Below are 16,575 nucleotides of genomic sequence, written 5' to 3' on the forward strand. Positions count from 1 at the left end.
AGATGTGTATAAGAGACAGCGCCGCAGAAGATCCGGAGGTTGCCGGCCAGCGGCCGGCACTACCAGTTAATTGGGCGAGACCAGCTTCAGGCCGATCACACCGGCCACGATCAGGCCCACGCAGGCCAGACGGGCCGGCGATGCGCTGTCGTTGAACAGGTAGATGCCCAGCACCGCCACGCCCATGGCGCCGATACCGGTCCAGATCGCGTAGGCGGTACCGACCGGGATGCTCTTCATCGCCTGGCTCATCAGGTACAGGCTGATCAGCGCGGACACGACCGTGGCAGCGGTGGGAAGGGGTTTGCTGAAGCCTTCGGAGTACTTCATTCCGAGGGCGAAACCGATCTCGAACAGGCCGGCCAGCAGCAGGTAGATCCAGGGCATGGGTGGGGGCTCCTTACCTTTTCTGAGAAAAACGAAACGGCCCGGTGTTTTCACACCGGGCCGTGGGTCGGTACATCACCGTGGAACTGTAACGCGTGCGGGGCACTGGTTCCACGGGGCGGGTCGTCCCGCCTGGGCGGCGATGCCTGCGGGCATCGCACATGGGGCTTACTCGGACAGGTTCCGGCCGTGGAACAGCTCTTCGATCTCGCGCTTGAGCAGCGCTTCGATCTTCATGCGTTCCTTGAACGACAGGTTCTTGGCCTTTTCCTCGAACAGGTACTGGTCCAGGTCGAAGTCCTTCAGGTGCATCTTCGTGTGGAAGATGTTTTCCTGATAGACGTTGACGTCGAACATCTCGTAACGCGACTTGATGTTCTTGGCCAGGAAGTTCTGGATCGAGTTGATCTTGTGATCGATGTAGTGCTTCTTGCCCTTCACATCGCGGGTGAAGCCACGGACGCGGTAGTCCATGATCACGATGTCCGACTCGAGGCTTTCGATCAGGTAGTTCAACGCCTTCAACGGCGAAATGACGCCGCAGGTGGCCACGTCGATGTCGGCGCGGAAGGTGGCGATACCTTCCTGCGGGTGCGTTTCCGGATAGGTGTGCACGGTGATGTGCGACTTGTCCATGTGCGCGACCACGGCGTCGGAGATCAGCTCCTTGCCGGCCTGCTTCTTGTCGATCACCGGTTCTTCGGAGATCAGGATGGTCACCGAGGCACCCTGCGGATCGTAGTCCTGGCGGGCCACGTTCAGGATGTTGGCGCCGATGATCTCGGCGACATCGGTCAAGATTTGAGTCAGCCTGTCGGCGTTGTACTCTTCATCGATGTATTCAATGTAACGCTGACGCTCCTCTTCGGTGCGCGCGTAACACACGTCATAGATGTTGAAGCTCAGCGCCTTGGTGAGGTTGTTGAAACCCTGCAGCCTCAGGCGAGGCAACGGCTTGACCACGGCGGTCGATTCCTGTGTAAGAAGGGAAAGGGGGAATTATGGGGCAAACTGTCCCCGGGGGGAACGTGAAGAGCGCTCACATCTGGCACACTGTTTGCCCTTAACAATTGCGCTGGTTAAGCTCCGCTATCGACCCCGTGAATCCGTTCATGCGCAGAGGGAGCGCTCCTATCGTGTCAACCGTGCGCCTAGCTAGCAGTCCACTGGCCCTGGATATCGCCACAATCGATCGTTTCCTGGCGCACAGCCACAGGCGGCGATACCCCACCCGTACCGACGTCTTCCGACCCGGTGACCCGGCGGGAACCCTGTATTACGTCATCAGCGGCTCGGTTTCGATCATGGCCGAGGAAGATGACGATCGCGAGCTGGTGCTGGGCTACTTCGGTGCCGGCGAGTTCGTCGGCGAGATGGGCCTGTTCGTTGAATCGGACCGCCGCGAGGTGATCCTGAGGACCCGTACCGCCTGCGAGCTGGCCGAAATCAGCTACGAGCGCCTGCACCAGCTGTTCCTCGGCCCGCTGTCGGCCGATGCCCCGCGCTTGCTGTACGCGCTGGGCCAGCAGATCTCCAAGCGCCTGCTCGACACCAGCCGCAAGGCCAGCCGCCTGGCATTCCTGGACGTTACCGACCGGATCGTGCGCACCCTGCACGACCTGGCGCAGGAGCCGGAGGCGATGAGCCATCCGCAGGGCAGCCAGCTGCGCGTCTCGCGCCAGGAACTGGCCCGCCTGGTTGGCTGCTCGCGCGAAATGGCCGGCCGCGTGCTGAAGAAGCTGCAGACCGATGGCCTGTTGCACGCCCGCGGCAAGACCGTGGTGCTGTACGGCACCCGTTGATCGTTGAGCAGCCGGTGGGTGCGGACCTTGGTCCGCACTCTTTCACGCGCTAGGCTCGGTGCATGGAACTGAGCAGCGCATTCTGGTGGTTCATCCTCATCGGCCTGGGCGCCCAGCTGGTGGACGGCGCGCTGGGCATGGCGTTCGGCCTGGTGTCGTCGTCGGTGATGCTGGCCATGGGCATTCCGCCCGCGCAGGCCAGTGCAGCCATCCACACCGCCGAGGTGTTCACTACTGGCGCCTCCGGCGTGTCGCATCTGGTCGCCGGCAATGTCGATAAGCGCCTGTTCCTGCGCCTGGCGCTGCCCGGCGCCGTAGGCGGCGCCGTGGGTGCCTACGGCCTGACCCAGCTGCCCGGCGAGGTGATCCGCCCGCTCATCTACCTGTACCTGCTGGTGCTGGCCATCATCATCCTGGCACGTGCCGCCGGCCGCCTGATGCCCAAGGGCGAGGTCAAGCGGGTGCCCGTGCTGGGCTTCGTGGCCGGCTTCCTGGATGCCAGCGGCGGGGGCGGCTGGGGGCCGGTGGCCACCTCCACCCTGCTGGCCCGCGGCGGCCAGGCACGCACCACCATCGGCACGGTGAACGCGGCCGAGTTTGTGGTCACCCTGACAGTTTCAGCAACGTTCCTGCTGTCGATGGGGCTGCATCACCTGCAGATCGTGGCCGGCCTGCTGATCGGCGGCATGATGGCCGCGCCGGTGGCCGCACTGCTGGTGAAGCGCCTGAAGGAGCGCTGGGTGCTGGTGGCCGTGGGCGTGCTGGTGCTGGGCATCAGCCTGTTCCAGATCGGGCATGCGCTGACCGGGTATCTGGCGCGCTGAGCGCTCGCCGGGCGCAGGACCATTTGCCGGCCAGCGGCCGGCACTACCGGGACGGAGAAGGGTAGTGCCGGCCGCTGGCCGGCAGATCCGTCACCGTGCGGCGAGGTCAGGCCTTGTCGCCGCCGCGGTCCACGCAGCCCCAGTTGAGGATGCGGGTGCCGGCCGGCAGCACGCGGCGGAAGAAGTCCACCCTGCCCGGCTTCGGGTTCACCACCACCGGCGCCTTGGCGGCCAGCAGCAGCGGCAGGTCGGCGGTGCTGTCGGAGTAGGCGATATCGATGTCGCCGTAGCCGCGCTCGCGCAGCATGCGCATCTTCTCTTCGTTGTGGCAGTGGCGGGTCGGGCCAACACCGCCCAGCCGCGGGCCGACCTCGGTACCGATCACCGGCACGTCCTGATGGGCCACGAAGGCCAGGATCGCGCGTGCAAGTTCCGGTGGCGCGCCGGTGGCGACCACCACGCGGTCCCCCTTGGCACGGTGCGCGGCGAACACCTCCAGCGCCTGCGGCAGCAGCTTGGCGCGCATCTGCGCCTCATTGCGCAGCACATAGGCGTCGATGACCTTGTTGAAATCGCGCGCACGGTGCAGGCCGAAACTGCCGATCCACACATAGACCGAAATGCCGGTACGGCGGGTTGGCAGCATCGCCACCAGCGGCCCGGCGATCGGGGTGACCAGCAGCGCCGCCAGCATCCGCAGCGGATTGCGCTTGATCAGCGAAGCGAACAGATGCGTGCCCGAATCGCCGTCGTACAGGGTGTGGTCGAAGTCGAAGACCACCAGCGGCGCATCCTCGCGCGGCGTTGGATAGTGCGTTTTCATGCTGCGAAGAATAGCTGACGCAGGCCCTCGCCCGGCTCTTCCACGCGCATGAAGGCCTCGCCCACCAGGAACGAGTGGATGCCAGCGTCGCGCATCAGCGCCACGTCCTGCGGGCCGAGGATGCCGCTCTCGGTGACCAGCAGGCGATCACGCGGCACCGCCTTCTGCATGTCCAGCGTGGTCTGCAGCGACACCTCGAAGGTGCGCAGGTTGCGGTTGTTGATGCCGATCATCGGTGCCGGCACCTGCAGCGCACGCTCCAGCTCGTCGATGTCGTGCACTTCCACCAGTACGTCCATGCCCAGCGACATCGCCAGTTCGGACAGCGTGGCCAACTGCGTGTCGTCCAGCGCGGCGACGATCAGCAGGATGCAGTCGGCGCCCAGCACACGCGCCTCGTACACCTGGTAGGCGTCGATCACGAAGTCCTTGCGCAGCACCGGCAGCGTGCAGGCGTCACGGGCCTGCTGCAGGTAGGCATCAGCACCCTGGAAGAAGTCCACATCGGTCAGCACCGACAGGCAGCTGGCGCCGCCGAACTCATAGCTGACCGCGATGTCGGCCGGGCGGAAATCCGGGCGGATCACGCCCTTGGACGGGCTGGCCTTCTTCACCTCGGCGATCACCGCCGGGTCGCCGTTGGCCACTGCCGCCTGCAGCGCGCGCACGAAGCCACGTACCGGCGGGGCGCTGGCCACGGCGGCCTGCAGGTCCTCGAGGGGACGCTGGGCACGGCGCTGGGCCACTTCTTCGGCCTTGCGGGCCAGGATCGTCTGCAGGATGTCGCTCATCGTCTTCGATTCGGTGCGGGGGCGGTGAGGACGGCCATTATCGGCCATCAAGAGGGTCAGGCTGAACCGCGCGCTCAGGCAACCAGCGCGCGGGTGGTCTCTACATACTGCTGCAGGCGCTGGCGGGCGCTGCCGTTGGCGATGGCGGCACGGGCACGGGCCAGGCCGTCGCCGATGTCGCTGGCCACGCCGGCCACGTACAGCGCGGCGCCGGCGTTCAGGGCCACGATGTCCAGCGCCGGACCGGGCTGGTTGTCCAGCACGGCGCGCAGCATGGCAATGGACTGCTCCGGGCCATCCACGCGCAGGTTGCGGCTGGCCGACATGGCGATGCCGAAGTCTTCCGGGTGGATCTCGTACTCGCGTACCTTGCCGTCGCGCAGCTCGCCCACCAGGGTACCGGCGCCCAGCGAGATCTCGTCCATGTTGTCGCGGCCCCAGACCACCATGGCGCGCTCGGTGCCCAGCTCGCGCAGCACGCGTGCCTGGATACCCACTAAATCGGGGTGAAACACGCCCATCAGCACCGACGGTGCGCTGGCCGGGTTGGTCAGCGGGCCAAGGATGTTGAAGATGGTACGCACACCCATCTCGCGGCGCACCGGCGCGACCACCTTCATCGACGGATGATGGATCGGCGCGAACATGAAACCGATACCGGTCTGTTCAATGGCCGCGGCGACCTGCGCCGGCTGCAGCTCGATGGCCGCACCCAGTGCTTCGACTGCATCGGCGCTGCCGGACTTGGACGACACGCTGCGGTTGCCATGCTTGGCCACGCGCGCACCGGCCGCAGCGGCGACGAACATCGCGCAGGTGGAGATGTTGAAGGTGTGCGAGCCATCGCCGCCGGTGCCGACGATGTCGACCAGGTGGGTGGTATCGGCCACCGGCACCGCCAGCGCGAATTCACGCATGACCGTGGCCGCAGCGGCGATCTCGTCGATGGTTTCCTTCTTCACGCGCAGGCCGGTGAGGATGGCGGCAGTCATCATCGGCGAGACATCGCCGCGCATGATCTGCCGCATCAGGTCGACCATTTCGTCGAAGAAGATTTCGCGGTGCTCGATGGTGCGTTGCAGGGCTTCCTGGGGGGAGAAGCTCATGGGAATGCTCCTGGGATCAGGCGGCCGGACGCTGCAGGAAATTGCGCAGCAGGGCATGGCCGTGTTCGGTGAGGATGGATTCGGGGTGGAACTGAACGCCCTCCACCGGGAACTGGCGGTGGCGCAGGCCCATGATCTCTTCGATCGAGCCGTCGTCGTTCTCGGTCCAGGCGGTCACTTCCAGCACCTCGGGCAGGCTGTTCTTGTCCACCACCAGCGAGTGGTAGCGGGTGGCCTGGTAACGGTCCGGCAGGCCGGCGAACACGCCCTTGCCTTGATGGCGGATGGGCGAGGTCTTGCCATGCATGATGTTGCCGGCGCGGATGACCGTACCGCCGTAGACCTGGCCGATGCCCTGGTGGCCCAGGCACACGCCAAGGATCGGCGTGGTCGGGCCCAGGCGCTGGATCAGCTCCAGCGACACGCCCGCTTCGTTGGGCGTGCACGGGCCGGGCGAGATGACGATGCGTTCGGGCTTCTGCGCGGCGATCTCGTCCACGCTCATCGCATCGTTGCGCACCACCTTCACCTCGGCGCCCAGCGTCTGCAGGTACTGCACGAGGTTGTAGGTGAAGCTGTCGTAGTTGTCGATCATCCACAACATGGTCAGGTTCCGTCGCTTATCAGGAAAATGGCGTATACGTTTTCGGTGTAGGTGATGGGGCCGGCTTCGATGGATTCGCGCAGGCGTGAGCCGGTGGTCTCGATCATGTCCATCTGCGCCGCAGGTGACGGCGGCGATGGCGGTGTCACCATGTCGTCGCTTCTGGGCCAATTGCCCGCCTGCACGCCATAGGCGAAGTTCGGCGCCACATCGGAGATGCTGTACAGCCCGCGCAGCTTCGTGCCGTAGGCATTGGCAAGGCCCTGCGCGGATTGGCGCGTCGACGCGGCGGCCTCACCCTTGAGTTCGCGCCGCAGCGCCACTTCGCCCGAGTAGGTCGGGGCCACGCTGCTGACCTGCAGGTTCTCGTTGGCCTTCAGTGCACCCAGCACGTCCTGCATCGCCTTCACGCTGGCGAAGCTGGCACGCAGCTGGCGCGACACGCGGGTGCCGACGAAGACCTGCCGGTTCTGCTCATAGCGCGTGGCCGGGCCGATCCGCAGATTGTCCGCACGCACGCTGCCCTCCACCGCCTTGTGCTGCTTGAACAGCGCCAGCACGCGCGCGACGTTGTCCTGCACGCGGCGGCGCGCGGCGTCGGCATCCATGTCGGTCTCTTCGATGTTCAACTGCAGGCCGAACCGGTCGGGCATCACCTCGCGGCGCGCCTCGCCCTTCACCAGCAGGTGCGGCTGGGAGGGAATGGTGTTGGCCTGCGCCCACGCAGACGGGGCCATCGTGGCCAGCAGTGACGACCACAGCAATGCGCTCAGCAGCTTCATGCGGTACTCCTTGTCTTGAACGGGAACGGCGGAACGACCACGGCGCAGCGGCCGTGGCGAGGCAGGCTTACAGGCCCTTGGCGGCCTGGGCGACGGCGCGGAACAGCGCGCGGCCCTTGTTCATCGTCTCGTCCCATTCCTTGTCCGGGTCCGAGTCGTAGACGATGCCGGCGCCGGCCTGCACATACAGGCGGCCGTCCTTGATCACGGCGGTGCGGATCGCGATCGCGGTATCGGCATCGCCGTGCCAGCCGATGTAGCCGATGCTGCCGGCGTACACATTGCGCTTGATCGGTTCCAGCTCGCGGATCACTTCCAGCGCGCGGATCTTCGGCGCACCGCTGACCGTGCCGGCCGGGAAGGTGGCACGCAGCACGTCGGCATAGCTCAGGCCCGGCTGCAGCTGCCCGGTCACTTCGCTGACGATGTGCATGACGTGGCTGTAGCGCTCGATCACGAACTGCTCGCCCACTTCCACGGTGCCGGCCTTGGACACGCGACCGGCATCGTTGCGGCCGAGGTCGATCAGCATCAGGTGCTCGGCGCGCTCCTTCGGATCGGCCAGCAGCTCGGCTTCCAGCGCCAGGTCCTGTTCGACAGTGGCACCGCGCGGCCGGGTGCCAGCGATCGGGCGCACCGTCACTTCGCCATCCTGCAAACGCACCAGGATTTCCGGCGAGGAACCGACCACCTGCAGGTCGCCGACATCAAGGAAATACATGTAGGGCGACGGGTTCAGTGCACGCAGCGCACGGTACACATCCACCGGGCGCGCTTTGAACGGCACGCTCAGGCGCTGGCTCAGCACCACCTGGAAGATGTCGCCGGCACGGATGTATTCCTTGCTGCGCTGGACCGCATCGACGAAGCCTTCGCGGGTGAAACCGGAGACGAAATCGGACTCGTCCAGCACATCGCTGTTGAGCGGTGCGGGATAACCAGCACCCGGCGCGCGCAGCTTGGCGGTCAATGCATCCAGGCGCGCCTGGGCCTGCTCGAAGGCACCCTCGACACGCGGGTCGGCATGCACGATCAGGTACAGCCGGCCCTTGAGGTTGTCGAACACCGCCAGCTCGTTGGAGTCCAGCAGCAGGATGTCCGGCGTGCCCAGCTCGTCGCGGCCAGCCGGCGGAGCCAGGCGCGGTTCGATGTAGCCGATGCACTCGAAACCGAACCAGCCGACCAGGCCGCCGGTGAAGCCCGGCAGGCCTTCCAGCTTCGGCACCGAGTGGGCGCTGCGCAGCGCCTCGACTTCAGCGAACGGGTCGGCCACCTCGCGGGTGTCCACCACCTGGCCGTCCTCGCGCACGGTCAGCGTGTGGCCGTGGAAGGCGTACACGCGGCGCGCCGGCAGGCCGATGATCGAGTAACGACCAAAGCGCTCGCCGCCTTCGACGGATTCAAACAGGTAGGTATTGGGGCCGTCGGCGAGCTTCAGATAGACCGAAAGCGGCGTGTCCAGGTCGGACAGCACTTCACGGACGACGGGAATATGGGTGTGGCCTTCAGCGGCCTGCAGCTGAAACTGAGCGTGCGAGTTCAAGACGACTTTCCTTCCGGGACACAGCGTTATGGGGGCGGACGACGGCAACGGGCCACCATCGCCACCAACGGCGTGCGGAAGAAAGGGTATGCGGGGTCGTCAGGCTGGACACCCCTTGACTGTATCGCAGCCGGGGCGGGAGGGGAACCCCGTCGCGGCGTCGCGGTTCATTCCGCCATTAGCCCATCCGCCGGGCGTTCTCCTGGGCCTCCAGCCCCTGTTGCTGGGCCAGTCCGGCTGCCGTCGCCTGTTCGCGACCGGTGTTCAGGGCGTCAACCTGCGCCGTGCTCACGGCCAGCGGCTGGGCCATGCCGGCCGCCACGTCCACATGCGCATGTCGGCGGTGGGCCGCCTGCAGATCCGGGGTGTCGATCGCGAATGCCCGCGTGCGGTCGTCACTGAGCAGCACATGGGAGATGGCCTGCAACCCTTCGCGCTTGGCCTGCGCAGCCAACGCCCCGGCCAGCTGATCGCTCTGCAGGTTCGGGATGCGGCCATGTGCCACATCGAGGCCGTGCACGCCGGTCTGCGCGCCCTTGAACAGATGGAAATCGATGTGCCCCGGATCGTTCAGCGCGGGTATCTTCGCGCCCCCCTCCTGCAGCTGCGCATGCGGCCGTCCAAGCAGCTTGCGCGCGGCCGCCTCCTGGCTCGCGATTGCCGCGTCGAGACTGGGGTTCATCGTCTCGCTCATGCCATGCCGGTCCACCGACTCCCCCATGGTCGCACTGCCGCGCCCGATCACCCACGACGTCTTGGCCAGGTTGACCAGGTTCTGCGGCAGTGCCGGCGTGGGCAGGTGCGTGGCAATGCCCTTGTTGGCCATCGCGCCCAGCCCGACGGTGCCGGCCAGCACGGCCGGCGCCTGCGAGGTCAGCCCGGTGATCTGATGGCTGCTCCAGTTCATGCCCATGTGGAAAGTCGCGCCGTACACGGCATAGCCGTTGCGCAGCCCATTGGCCACGCCATGCACGCCCTGCTGCAGCTGGCCGCCCAGATGATGGCCGCCGGCACGGATGCGGCCGGCATCCGCCGCCGCTTCACGGGTGGCTTCACGGGCCTTGGTTTCGTGTTGATTGCGCGCCGCATCACCGTGCTCACGCATCTGTCTGGCCATGTCGTCGGCACCGAGCGCACCCAGCACGCTGGCCCCGATGTTCCAGCCGTAACTGCCCTTGGCCTGCACGCGGTGGCTGACCGATTCGACCAGCCCCTGCAGCTCGCGCCCCTTGGCAATGACCGTCGCACCGCCTTCGATGCCCACCCGCATGCTCTTGCCACCGTAGTCGACCACGGTGCCGATCGCATTTCCCTGCAGGGTCGACGCACGCTCGACGGCCACGCCGGACAAGCTCATGCCCCGGCCCGCCAGCGCGCCGACCTGCTCGACATGTTCACCGGCAATCCGTCCGGCACGCATGCCGCGCGCACCTGCGATCAGCACCTCGGCCAGCGGGCCACCGTATTCGGCAAGCTGGCTTGGCGCTTCTCGATGGCGGCGGTCCACCACCTTTCCGTTCACTTCGGTCTTGGCGTCCAGCAACAGTTCCATCCTGCCCGCGGCCACCGGAACATTGCGCAATGCCTCTGCCCCGGATTTCGACGCCAGCTGGTCAACCAGCTGGGCCGTGGCCGTCTGCGCACCCGCCGGCATCATCTCCTGCAGCTTGCGGGTAACCATCTGCTGCACGCCGGGCTGACGCAGCAGCTGGCTGGTCTCGCTGGCCAACAGGCCAAAGCCCTGCCGGTGATGCTCGTTGAGCCGCTTCAATCCGTTCTGCACATCGTTGAGCACTTCACCCGACGTCTGGTAGGTGTGCACCGTGTCGCGCGTGTTGAACACCGGCAATCCGTGGGATTTCGCGTAGCGATCGGCGGTGGCCGGATGCAGCCCCGCCGAATTGAAGGTGGTCGCACGTACACCGGTAACCGCCGAAGCGGCAGAGGCCATGCCGCCGCCAAGCGAATGACCGGCGAGTTCAAACTGGGTACCAGAGGTCTTCAAGCGACTCGCCAGTGCCATGGCCCGATCGTAGTAGTCGCTCTGCATGCCTACGCCCTGGCGTCCATTGTTGAGGAAATCCTCGCCTCCGGACTCACGCCGCCCGCCTTTCGCCCGGGGATCGATGATTTCGCCCGTTGATCCCTTGAACACCAGCACCGGCTTGGCGTCATCACCGAACACCCTTTTGTCCGGAATGTAGATCTCTGCGCGGAAGCCCGAGTCGTTCGGCCGCATCAGCGTCTTCAGGTCGGCCGCCCCCAGGCTGATGCCCGCCGCTTTGAGCGTGTCCGGGTCGGTCACGGCACTGGCCCGCGTCCACCCGACCGGCGGCTCACCTTTGCCCTTTGCCGAGGCATACACATCACCAGCAAGCGAACCCAGCTCGCGGGCGTGATAGGTCTCGCGCAAGCGCGCCGCCTCGGTGGCATGTCCACCTCCCTGCAGTTGCTCGACCAGGTGCTGCTGCGCCTGGACGCTCTTGGCGCGGGCCTGCAACAGGCGTTCCTGCTGCTCGGGATCGTGACCGCTCATGGCAGACTCCATTGCTCATCAGTGAAGACACGGTCATCCAGGACCTGCTGGAATGACCACAGCCAACGCTATCATCCCCCGAACGCGTCCATGTCAAGGGATCACATGCACCGTCACCCTCACAGTTCCTTTACGCCATTTTCCTGCCTGGCGCTGATGCTGCTGATGCTGCTGAGCGCCTGTGCGCGCACGTCTTCACATGGCGCGGAGCGCTATTTCGAGGGCAAGGCACTTGAACTGGCCATCGCCGCCGAACAGGGTGATGCGGCGACGATCACGCGCCTGATCAAGACCGAAGGCGTGAACCCCGACAAGGAGTTCTCGAAGCAGGATGGCATTCCGCTCATCGCGTGGCCGTTGCGCGCACAGAACCTGGAAGGCCTGCGCGCGATGCTCGACAACGGCGCCGACCCGAATGCACGGCGTATTGAAACGCTGGACGGCGAGACGTTCCGCCACAACAACGCCATGGTCTATGCCGCGAAGATGGACGATCCGCGCTACTTGGCCCTGCTGCTGGATCATGGCGGCGACCCGGACACGCGCACCTCCAATACCGAAACGCTGCTGTTCCAGGCTTTCATTTCCGGCAACCTGTGGAAGAACATCCAGCTGCTGGTGGAGCGAGGCGCGCACGTCAACGAATCCAACATCGGCCAGGCCGATACCGTTCTCAGCTGGTACACCGGCCGTGGCGGCTTCGAGCAGGCCTACTGGCTGCTTGAGCATGGTGCGGACCCCACGATTGCATCGCCGTCATCGGCGCAACCGGGCGCGCCCGATCGGATGGCCATGGTCGAAGCCATCTACTGGGAAATCACCACACCGGACCTGCTGCCCTGGCAGAAGAAGTGCCAGCAGTGGCTGATCGATCACGGCATTGCCCGGCCGCCGCTTCCGCAGTACATCCGCGAGAAGCGCGAAGCATTCGGGTTCCCGGCGAAGGAGCAGGACATACCGCCGTTGTAGGAGTTCCGGTCCGGCTCAGCGCGGCTCGGACAACAGTGCACAGCCCACGGGCAGGTGCATGCGCACCCTGCCCGGCACGCACGCGATGCGGAACTGGCGCGCCTGTACCGGTTCGCCGTCCAGGTTGAGCGTCAACGGACGCTCGGATTCCACCTGCAGCCACGGCAGGCGCGCGCGCGTTGCCAGCTGTTCCAGTGCGGCCTGGGTGCCCGACTTCAGCATCTGGCCGAGCGTGGCGGTGACTTCACCTTCCAGCTCCGGAAGCACCGTCACGTCCAGCTGCCCATCATCGATCAGCGCCTGCGGGCACAATTGCTGGCCACCACCGGCCTGGCGGCCATTGCCGATGCCGAGCGCGATGAAGTCGCCTTCCCACGCGAAATCCGGGCCCGACAGGCGCGCATGGATCGGCTCGATCCGCCCCAGCTTGGCAATGCCGGTGATCACGTAGGCCAGCCCGCCCAGCATTTTCTTCAGGCCGGCATCGGTCTCCACCGTCACCTGCGTGCCGAAGCCACCGCTGGCGAGGTTGGCGCACCACCATTGCGTGCCATCGGCGTCCACGCGCAGCAGATCGATGGCATGCGGCGTGGCCTGCCCGATCAAGGCCAAGGCCGCCTTCGGCTCGGTCGGGATGCCGGCCGCAGTCGCGAAGTCGTTGGCGGTGCCCATCGGGATCAGCGCCAGCGAGGGCAACGCATCTGCCGGCTCCTCACGATGCGCCAGTGTCTCGGCCACCGCGCTGAGCGTGCCGTCGCCACCGGCGGCCACGATCACGTCCACGCCATGATCGATCGCCTCGGCCACGTAGCGTTCGGCGTCACCGTCTTCCCAGGTCACCCGCACTTCCAGCTGCACGCCCTGCCCACGCCAATGACCGACCGCGTCGCGCAGCTCGTCATTGCCTGCGGATTTTCCGTTGAGGATCAGGCGCCAGCGCGGGGTGGTCATGCGGTGCTTCCAGGACGGGGGTGGCACAGGCTAGCAATGCGCCGTTTGTCCGCAGTGAATGTCACGCAGGTGTCATTCAGCTGCTGGAGAATGGAAGGCCATAGCAGGGACGACGGATGGAGGCAGGATCAGCCTCCCACGCATGCAGCGAGGCCACGCCAGTGATTGGCGTGGCTTTTTTTTGGAGTTCGCAGGGAGTGCGAACCAAGGTTCGCACCCACCAGGCTGCGGTTCGCACCCACCGGGTTGCGGTTCGCGCACACCCGGTGGGTAGATCCACGCCATGCGTGGATGCACTTCGCCTCAACCGTTGGCGAAATCGTGCAATGCCTGGCCCTGCAGCCGGTACACGGTCCACTCGTCCTGCGGCGTGGCGCCAGCGGCGGTGTAGAACTCGATGGCCGGGGTATTCCAGTCCAGCACCGACCATTCGAAACGACCGCAACCTTCGGCCACGGCCTGGCGTGCGATGTACTTCAGCAGCGCCTTGCCGGCACCGGCGCCGCGCTTTTCCTGGCTGACATACAGGTCTTCCAGGTAGATGCCCTTGCGGCCCAACCAGGTGGAGTAGTTGTAGAAATACACGGCGTAACCAATGGGCTCGCCGTCGGCTTCGCAGATCAGCGCGCGCGCCGTGGCATCGGCACCGAACAAGCTCTCGGCGATGCCGATCTCATCGGTCTGCACCGAATGCTCGGCCTTCTCGTAGATGGCCAGTTCGCGGATGAAATGCAGGATCAGGCCGGCATCGGCCACAGTGGCCGGACGGATGTTCAACAGAGCCATGGGCGGAAAAAGGGAGACTGAGGGAATCAGGCGAGCTTAATCCCCTCCGTCCCTTTTTTGTCAGCGTGCCGCAGCGACATTCGCGCGCATCTGCGCGATCACGTCCTGGTAACTGGTCTTGGCGTTGAAGATGGCCGAACCGGCAACGAAGGTGTCGGCACCGGCAGCGGCGATCTCGCCGATGTTGTCGGCCTTCACGCCGCCGTCGATCTCCAGGCGGATGTCCTTGCCGCTGGCATCGATCATCTTGCGCACCACGCGCAGCTTGTCCAGCGCCGAGGGAATGAAGGCCTGGCCGCCAAAGCCCGGGTTGACCGACATCAGCAGCACCAGATCCAGGTCGTCCAGTACCCAGTCGAGGATGTCCACCGGGGTGGCCGGATTGAGCACGATGCCCGGCTTGCAGCCCAGCGAGCGGATCAGCTGGATGGTGCGGTGCACGTGGCGGCTCGCTTCCGGGTGGAAGCTGATGTAGGTGGCACCGGCTTCGGCGAAGTCCGGGATGATGCGGTCCACCGGCTCGACCATCAGGTGCACGTCGATCGGCGCGGTGACGCCGTGCTTGCGCAGCGCCTGGCAGACCATCGGGCCGATGGTCAGGTTCGGCACGTAGTGGTTGTCCATCACGTCGAAGTGGACCCAGTCCGCGCCGGCGGCGAGGACGTTGTCGACTTCCTCGCCGAGGCGGGCGAAGTTGGCGGACAGGATGGAGGGGGCGATGAGGCAGTTGGACATGGCCGGGCCTTGCAACGGTAGGAAAGAGGGTCAGCGCTTGCGCAGGGTCTTGATGCGGTCGTAGGCGGCGTTGATCCGCCGCGACTTCTGCTCGGCCTGCTGCTGCAGCTCGGGGGCCGCGCCGCCGAGCTTGTCGGGGTGGTACTGGGAAATCAGCTTGCGGTAGGCGCGCTCGACCTCGGCATCGGTGGCCTCGGAGGTCAGCCCCAGCTCCCGGTACGGGTTCTCCTTGTTCAGGCGGAACCAGTCCGAATCGAAGGCATGGCCGATCAACAGGCCGACCACCGCGCCGAACAGCGGATTGGGCCGGAACAGCAGGGCGCCGGCGATGAATCCGAGCAGTTTTCCGTACCAGCGCATGGCGCTCCGGGGTCGGCCGACGAAATGGACGCTCATTTTACGTCACAGCGGGCCCGGACGGCTTTACACTAGGCCGCCCGCTGGTCAGCGGGCCCGCCGGGTCCGCTGGGCAGCCGTATCGACAACGCCCCAGGAGTGCCCGTGCCAACCACGCTGTTGCAATCCGATCTCCCCGGCCTGCCCTTGCGCCATCGCGGCAAGGTGCGTGATGTGTTCGATATCCCGCGCGAGCGGCTGCCAGCAGGGACCCCGCCGGGCGACTACCTGCTGATGGTGGCCACCGATCGCCTGTCGGCGTTCGACGTGGTCCTGCCCGATCCGATCCCGGGCAAGGGCGAGATGCTCTGCCAGGTCTCCAACTTCTGGTTCGCCAAGACCGCGCACCTGATGCCCAACCACCTGACCGGCATCGACGTGGCCAGCGTGCTGCCCGAAGGCGTGGACCCGGCCCTGTACGCCAAGCGCGCGGTGGTCACCCGCAAGCTGAAGCCGGTGCCGGTGGAAGCGATCGCCCGCGGCTACCTGATCGGCAGCGGCTGGAAGGACTACCAGCGCACCGGCAAGGTCAGCGGCATCGACCTGCCCGACGGCCTGCGCCAGGCCGAGCAGCTGCCCGAGCCGATCTTCACCCCCTCGACCAAGGCCGCCGTGGGCGACCATGACGAGAACATCGATTTCGATGCGATGGTGAAGCAGGTCGGTGCCGAGATGGCCGAGCGCGTGCGCGATGCCACCCTGCGCATCTACAAGTTCGCCGCCGAGTACGCCCGCGAGCGCGGCATCATCCTGGCCGATACCAAGTTCGAGTTCGGTACCGACGCCGATGGTCGCCTGTACATCATGGACGAGATGCTGACGCCGGATTCCTCGCGTTACTGGCCGGCCGACGAGTACGAAGTGGGCACCAGCCCGCCGAGCTACGACAAGCAGTTCGTGCGCGATTACCTGGAGACGCTGGACTGGGGCAAGACCGCCCCGGGCCCGACCATCCCGGCCGAGATCATCGAGCGCACCCGCGCCAAGTACGCCGAGGCGCTGCAGCGCCTGGCCGGGATCAGCGTCGACTGATGCCCTGCGCCCCCCGCCGGTCTGGCTGGGGGCGTTCTGAATGCGGTACTGCCGGCCGCTGGCCGGCAGCCTCGCGAACCTGCAGCCAGGCATGGCCTGGCTCTACTGACGGTTGCCTGGGGGTAGTGCCGGCCGCTGGCCGGCAGCCTCGCAAGCCTGCAGCCAGGCATGGCCTGGCTCTACTGCCGGTTGCCTGGGGGGTAGTGCCGGCCGCTGGCCGGCAACCTCGCGAACCTGCAGCCAGGCATGGCCTGGCTCTACTGACGGTTGCCTGGGGGTAGTGCCGGCCGCTGGCGGGCAGCCTCGCAAGCCTGCAGCCAGGCATGGCCTGGCTCTACTGACGGTTGCCTGGGGGTAGTGCCGGCCGCTGGCCGGCAACCTCGCGAACTCGGCTATGCTCTGGATCTGTCTCGGATACACATATCCGAGCCCACGCGACCAGAGAGGGTCTGGGTTGGCGGGGTGGGGGTGGACAGGGGGGGGGGGGGGGGGGGGGGGGGGGGGGGGG

General features: G+C 66.2%; 17 protein-coding genes. 4 read left to right on the plus strand and 13 right to left on the minus strand.

Annotation, left to right across the window (positions count from 1 at the left end):
• Positions 1-66 precede the first annotated feature (66 nt).
• Together AC5O77_RS20390 and speD are read right to left on the minus strand one after the other, a co-directional pair.
• Complete coding sequence (locus tag AC5O77_RS20390) at positions 67-387, minus strand: DMT family transporter (protein ID WP_005411314.1); 321 nt, start codon at positions 385-387, stop codon at positions 67-69.
• A gap of 168 nt (positions 388-555) precedes the next feature.
• Positions 556-1,350, minus strand: a complete 795-nt coding sequence (speD, locus tag AC5O77_RS20395; protein WP_006473908.1) for an adenosylmethionine decarboxylase — start codon at positions 1,348-1,350, stop codon at positions 556-558.
• Between the two features lie 149 nt (positions 1,351-1,499).
• On the opposite strand from speD, the gene crp reads away from it, so the two are divergent.
• Entirely contained in the window at positions 1,500-2,189 is a 690-nt protein-coding gene (gene crp, locus AC5O77_RS20400; protein ID WP_010482649.1) for a cAMP-activated global transcriptional regulator CRP, read from the plus strand.
• A 62-nt stretch (positions 2,190-2,251) separates the two neighbouring features.
• Positions 2,252-3,013 (plus strand): sulfite exporter TauE/SafE family protein, encoded by a 762-nt coding sequence (locus tag AC5O77_RS20405; protein WP_014038735.1) that lies wholly within the window; start codon positions 2,252-2,254, stop codon positions 3,011-3,013.
• Between the two features lie 106 nt (positions 3,014-3,119).
• Here AC5O77_RS20405 and AC5O77_RS20410 read toward each other — a convergent pair whose 3' ends face one another.
• The 7 genes from AC5O77_RS20410 to AC5O77_RS20440 form a co-directional block, all read right to left on the minus strand.
• Complete coding sequence (locus AC5O77_RS20410) at positions 3,120-3,836, minus strand: haloacid dehalogenase-like hydrolase (RefSeq protein WP_208043955.1); 717 nt, start codon at positions 3,834-3,836, stop codon at positions 3,120-3,122.
• Positions 3,833-4,627, minus strand: a complete 795-nt coding sequence (gene trpC / locus AC5O77_RS20415) for an indole-3-glycerol phosphate synthase TrpC (RefSeq protein WP_100435359.1) — start codon at positions 4,625-4,627, stop codon at positions 3,833-3,835. Before trpC ends, AC5O77_RS20410 begins: the two co-directional genes overlap by 4 nt.
• Before the next feature lie 74 nt (positions 4,628-4,701).
• On the minus strand, positions 4,702-5,733 hold the full coding sequence (trpD, locus tag AC5O77_RS20420) for an anthranilate phosphoribosyltransferase (protein WP_049401667.1): 1,032 nt from the start codon (positions 5,731-5,733) through the stop codon (positions 4,702-4,704).
• A gap of 16 nt (positions 5,734-5,749) precedes the next feature.
• Positions 5,750-6,337: an anthranilate synthase component II gene (locus AC5O77_RS20425; RefSeq protein WP_049401668.1), complete on the minus strand. Its 588-nt coding sequence runs from the start codon at positions 6,335-6,337 to the stop codon at positions 5,750-5,752.
• Positions 6,338-6,339: 2 nt separating this feature from the next.
• The gene (locus AC5O77_RS20430; RefSeq protein WP_049461246.1) at positions 6,340-7,119 is read right to left on the minus strand and encodes an SIMPL domain-containing protein; all 780 of its coding nucleotides are present in this window, start codon (positions 7,117-7,119) and stop codon (positions 6,340-6,342) included.
• Positions 7,120-7,186: 67 nt separating this feature from the next.
• Positions 7,187-8,662 carry an anthranilate synthase component I gene (gene trpE, locus AC5O77_RS20435; protein WP_049424043.1) on the minus strand — a complete coding sequence of 492 codons (1,476 nt, stop codon included), beginning with the start codon at positions 8,660-8,662 and terminating at the stop codon, positions 7,187-7,189.
• A gap of 178 nt (positions 8,663-8,840) precedes the next feature.
• Entirely contained in the window at positions 8,841-11,198 is a 2,358-nt protein-coding gene (locus AC5O77_RS20440; RefSeq protein ID WP_478057490.1) for a Tle-like phospholipase domain-containing protein, read from the minus strand.
• A 105-nt stretch (positions 11,199-11,303) separates the two neighbouring features.
• Between AC5O77_RS20440 and AC5O77_RS20445 the strand changes: the two genes are divergently transcribed.
• A complete protein-coding gene (locus AC5O77_RS20445) occupies positions 11,304-12,167 on the plus strand; it encodes an ankyrin repeat domain-containing protein (protein WP_230080636.1) in 864 nt (287 codons plus the stop codon).
• Positions 12,168-12,182: 15 nt separating this feature from the next.
• Here AC5O77_RS20445 and yegS read toward each other — a convergent pair whose 3' ends face one another.
• The 4 genes from yegS to AC5O77_RS20465 all read right to left on the minus strand — a co-directional run bounded on the left by yegS (position 12,183) and on the right by AC5O77_RS20465 (position 14,999).
• Positions 12,183-13,118 (minus strand): lipid kinase YegS, encoded by a 936-nt coding sequence (yegS, locus tag AC5O77_RS20450; protein ID WP_032127162.1) that lies wholly within the window; start codon positions 13,116-13,118, stop codon positions 12,183-12,185.
• A 303-nt stretch (positions 13,119-13,421) separates the two neighbouring features.
• The gene (locus AC5O77_RS20455; RefSeq protein WP_032127161.1) at positions 13,422-13,904 is read right to left on the minus strand and encodes a GNAT family N-acetyltransferase; all 483 of its coding nucleotides are present in this window, start codon (positions 13,902-13,904) and stop codon (positions 13,422-13,424) included.
• Positions 13,905-13,964: 60 nt separating this feature from the next.
• Positions 13,965-14,639: a ribulose-phosphate 3-epimerase gene (rpe, locus tag AC5O77_RS20460; protein ID WP_032127160.1), complete on the minus strand. Its 675-nt coding sequence runs from the start codon at positions 14,637-14,639 to the stop codon at positions 13,965-13,967.
• 30 nt (positions 14,640-14,669) lie between these two features.
• A complete protein-coding gene (locus AC5O77_RS20465; protein ID WP_005411327.1) occupies positions 14,670-14,999 on the minus strand; it encodes a J domain-containing protein in 330 nt (109 codons plus the stop codon).
• A 141-nt stretch (positions 15,000-15,140) separates the two neighbouring features.
• Between AC5O77_RS20465 and AC5O77_RS20470 the strand changes: the two genes are divergently transcribed.
• Positions 15,141-16,067, plus strand: coding sequence for a phosphoribosylaminoimidazolesuccinocarboxamide synthase (locus AC5O77_RS20470; protein WP_032127159.1), 927 nt, complete (start codon positions 15,141-15,143; stop codon positions 16,065-16,067).
• Positions 16,068-16,575: the final 508 nt, after the last annotated feature.

This window comes from Stenotrophomonas sp. INTA L402-1, assembly GCF_059295135.1.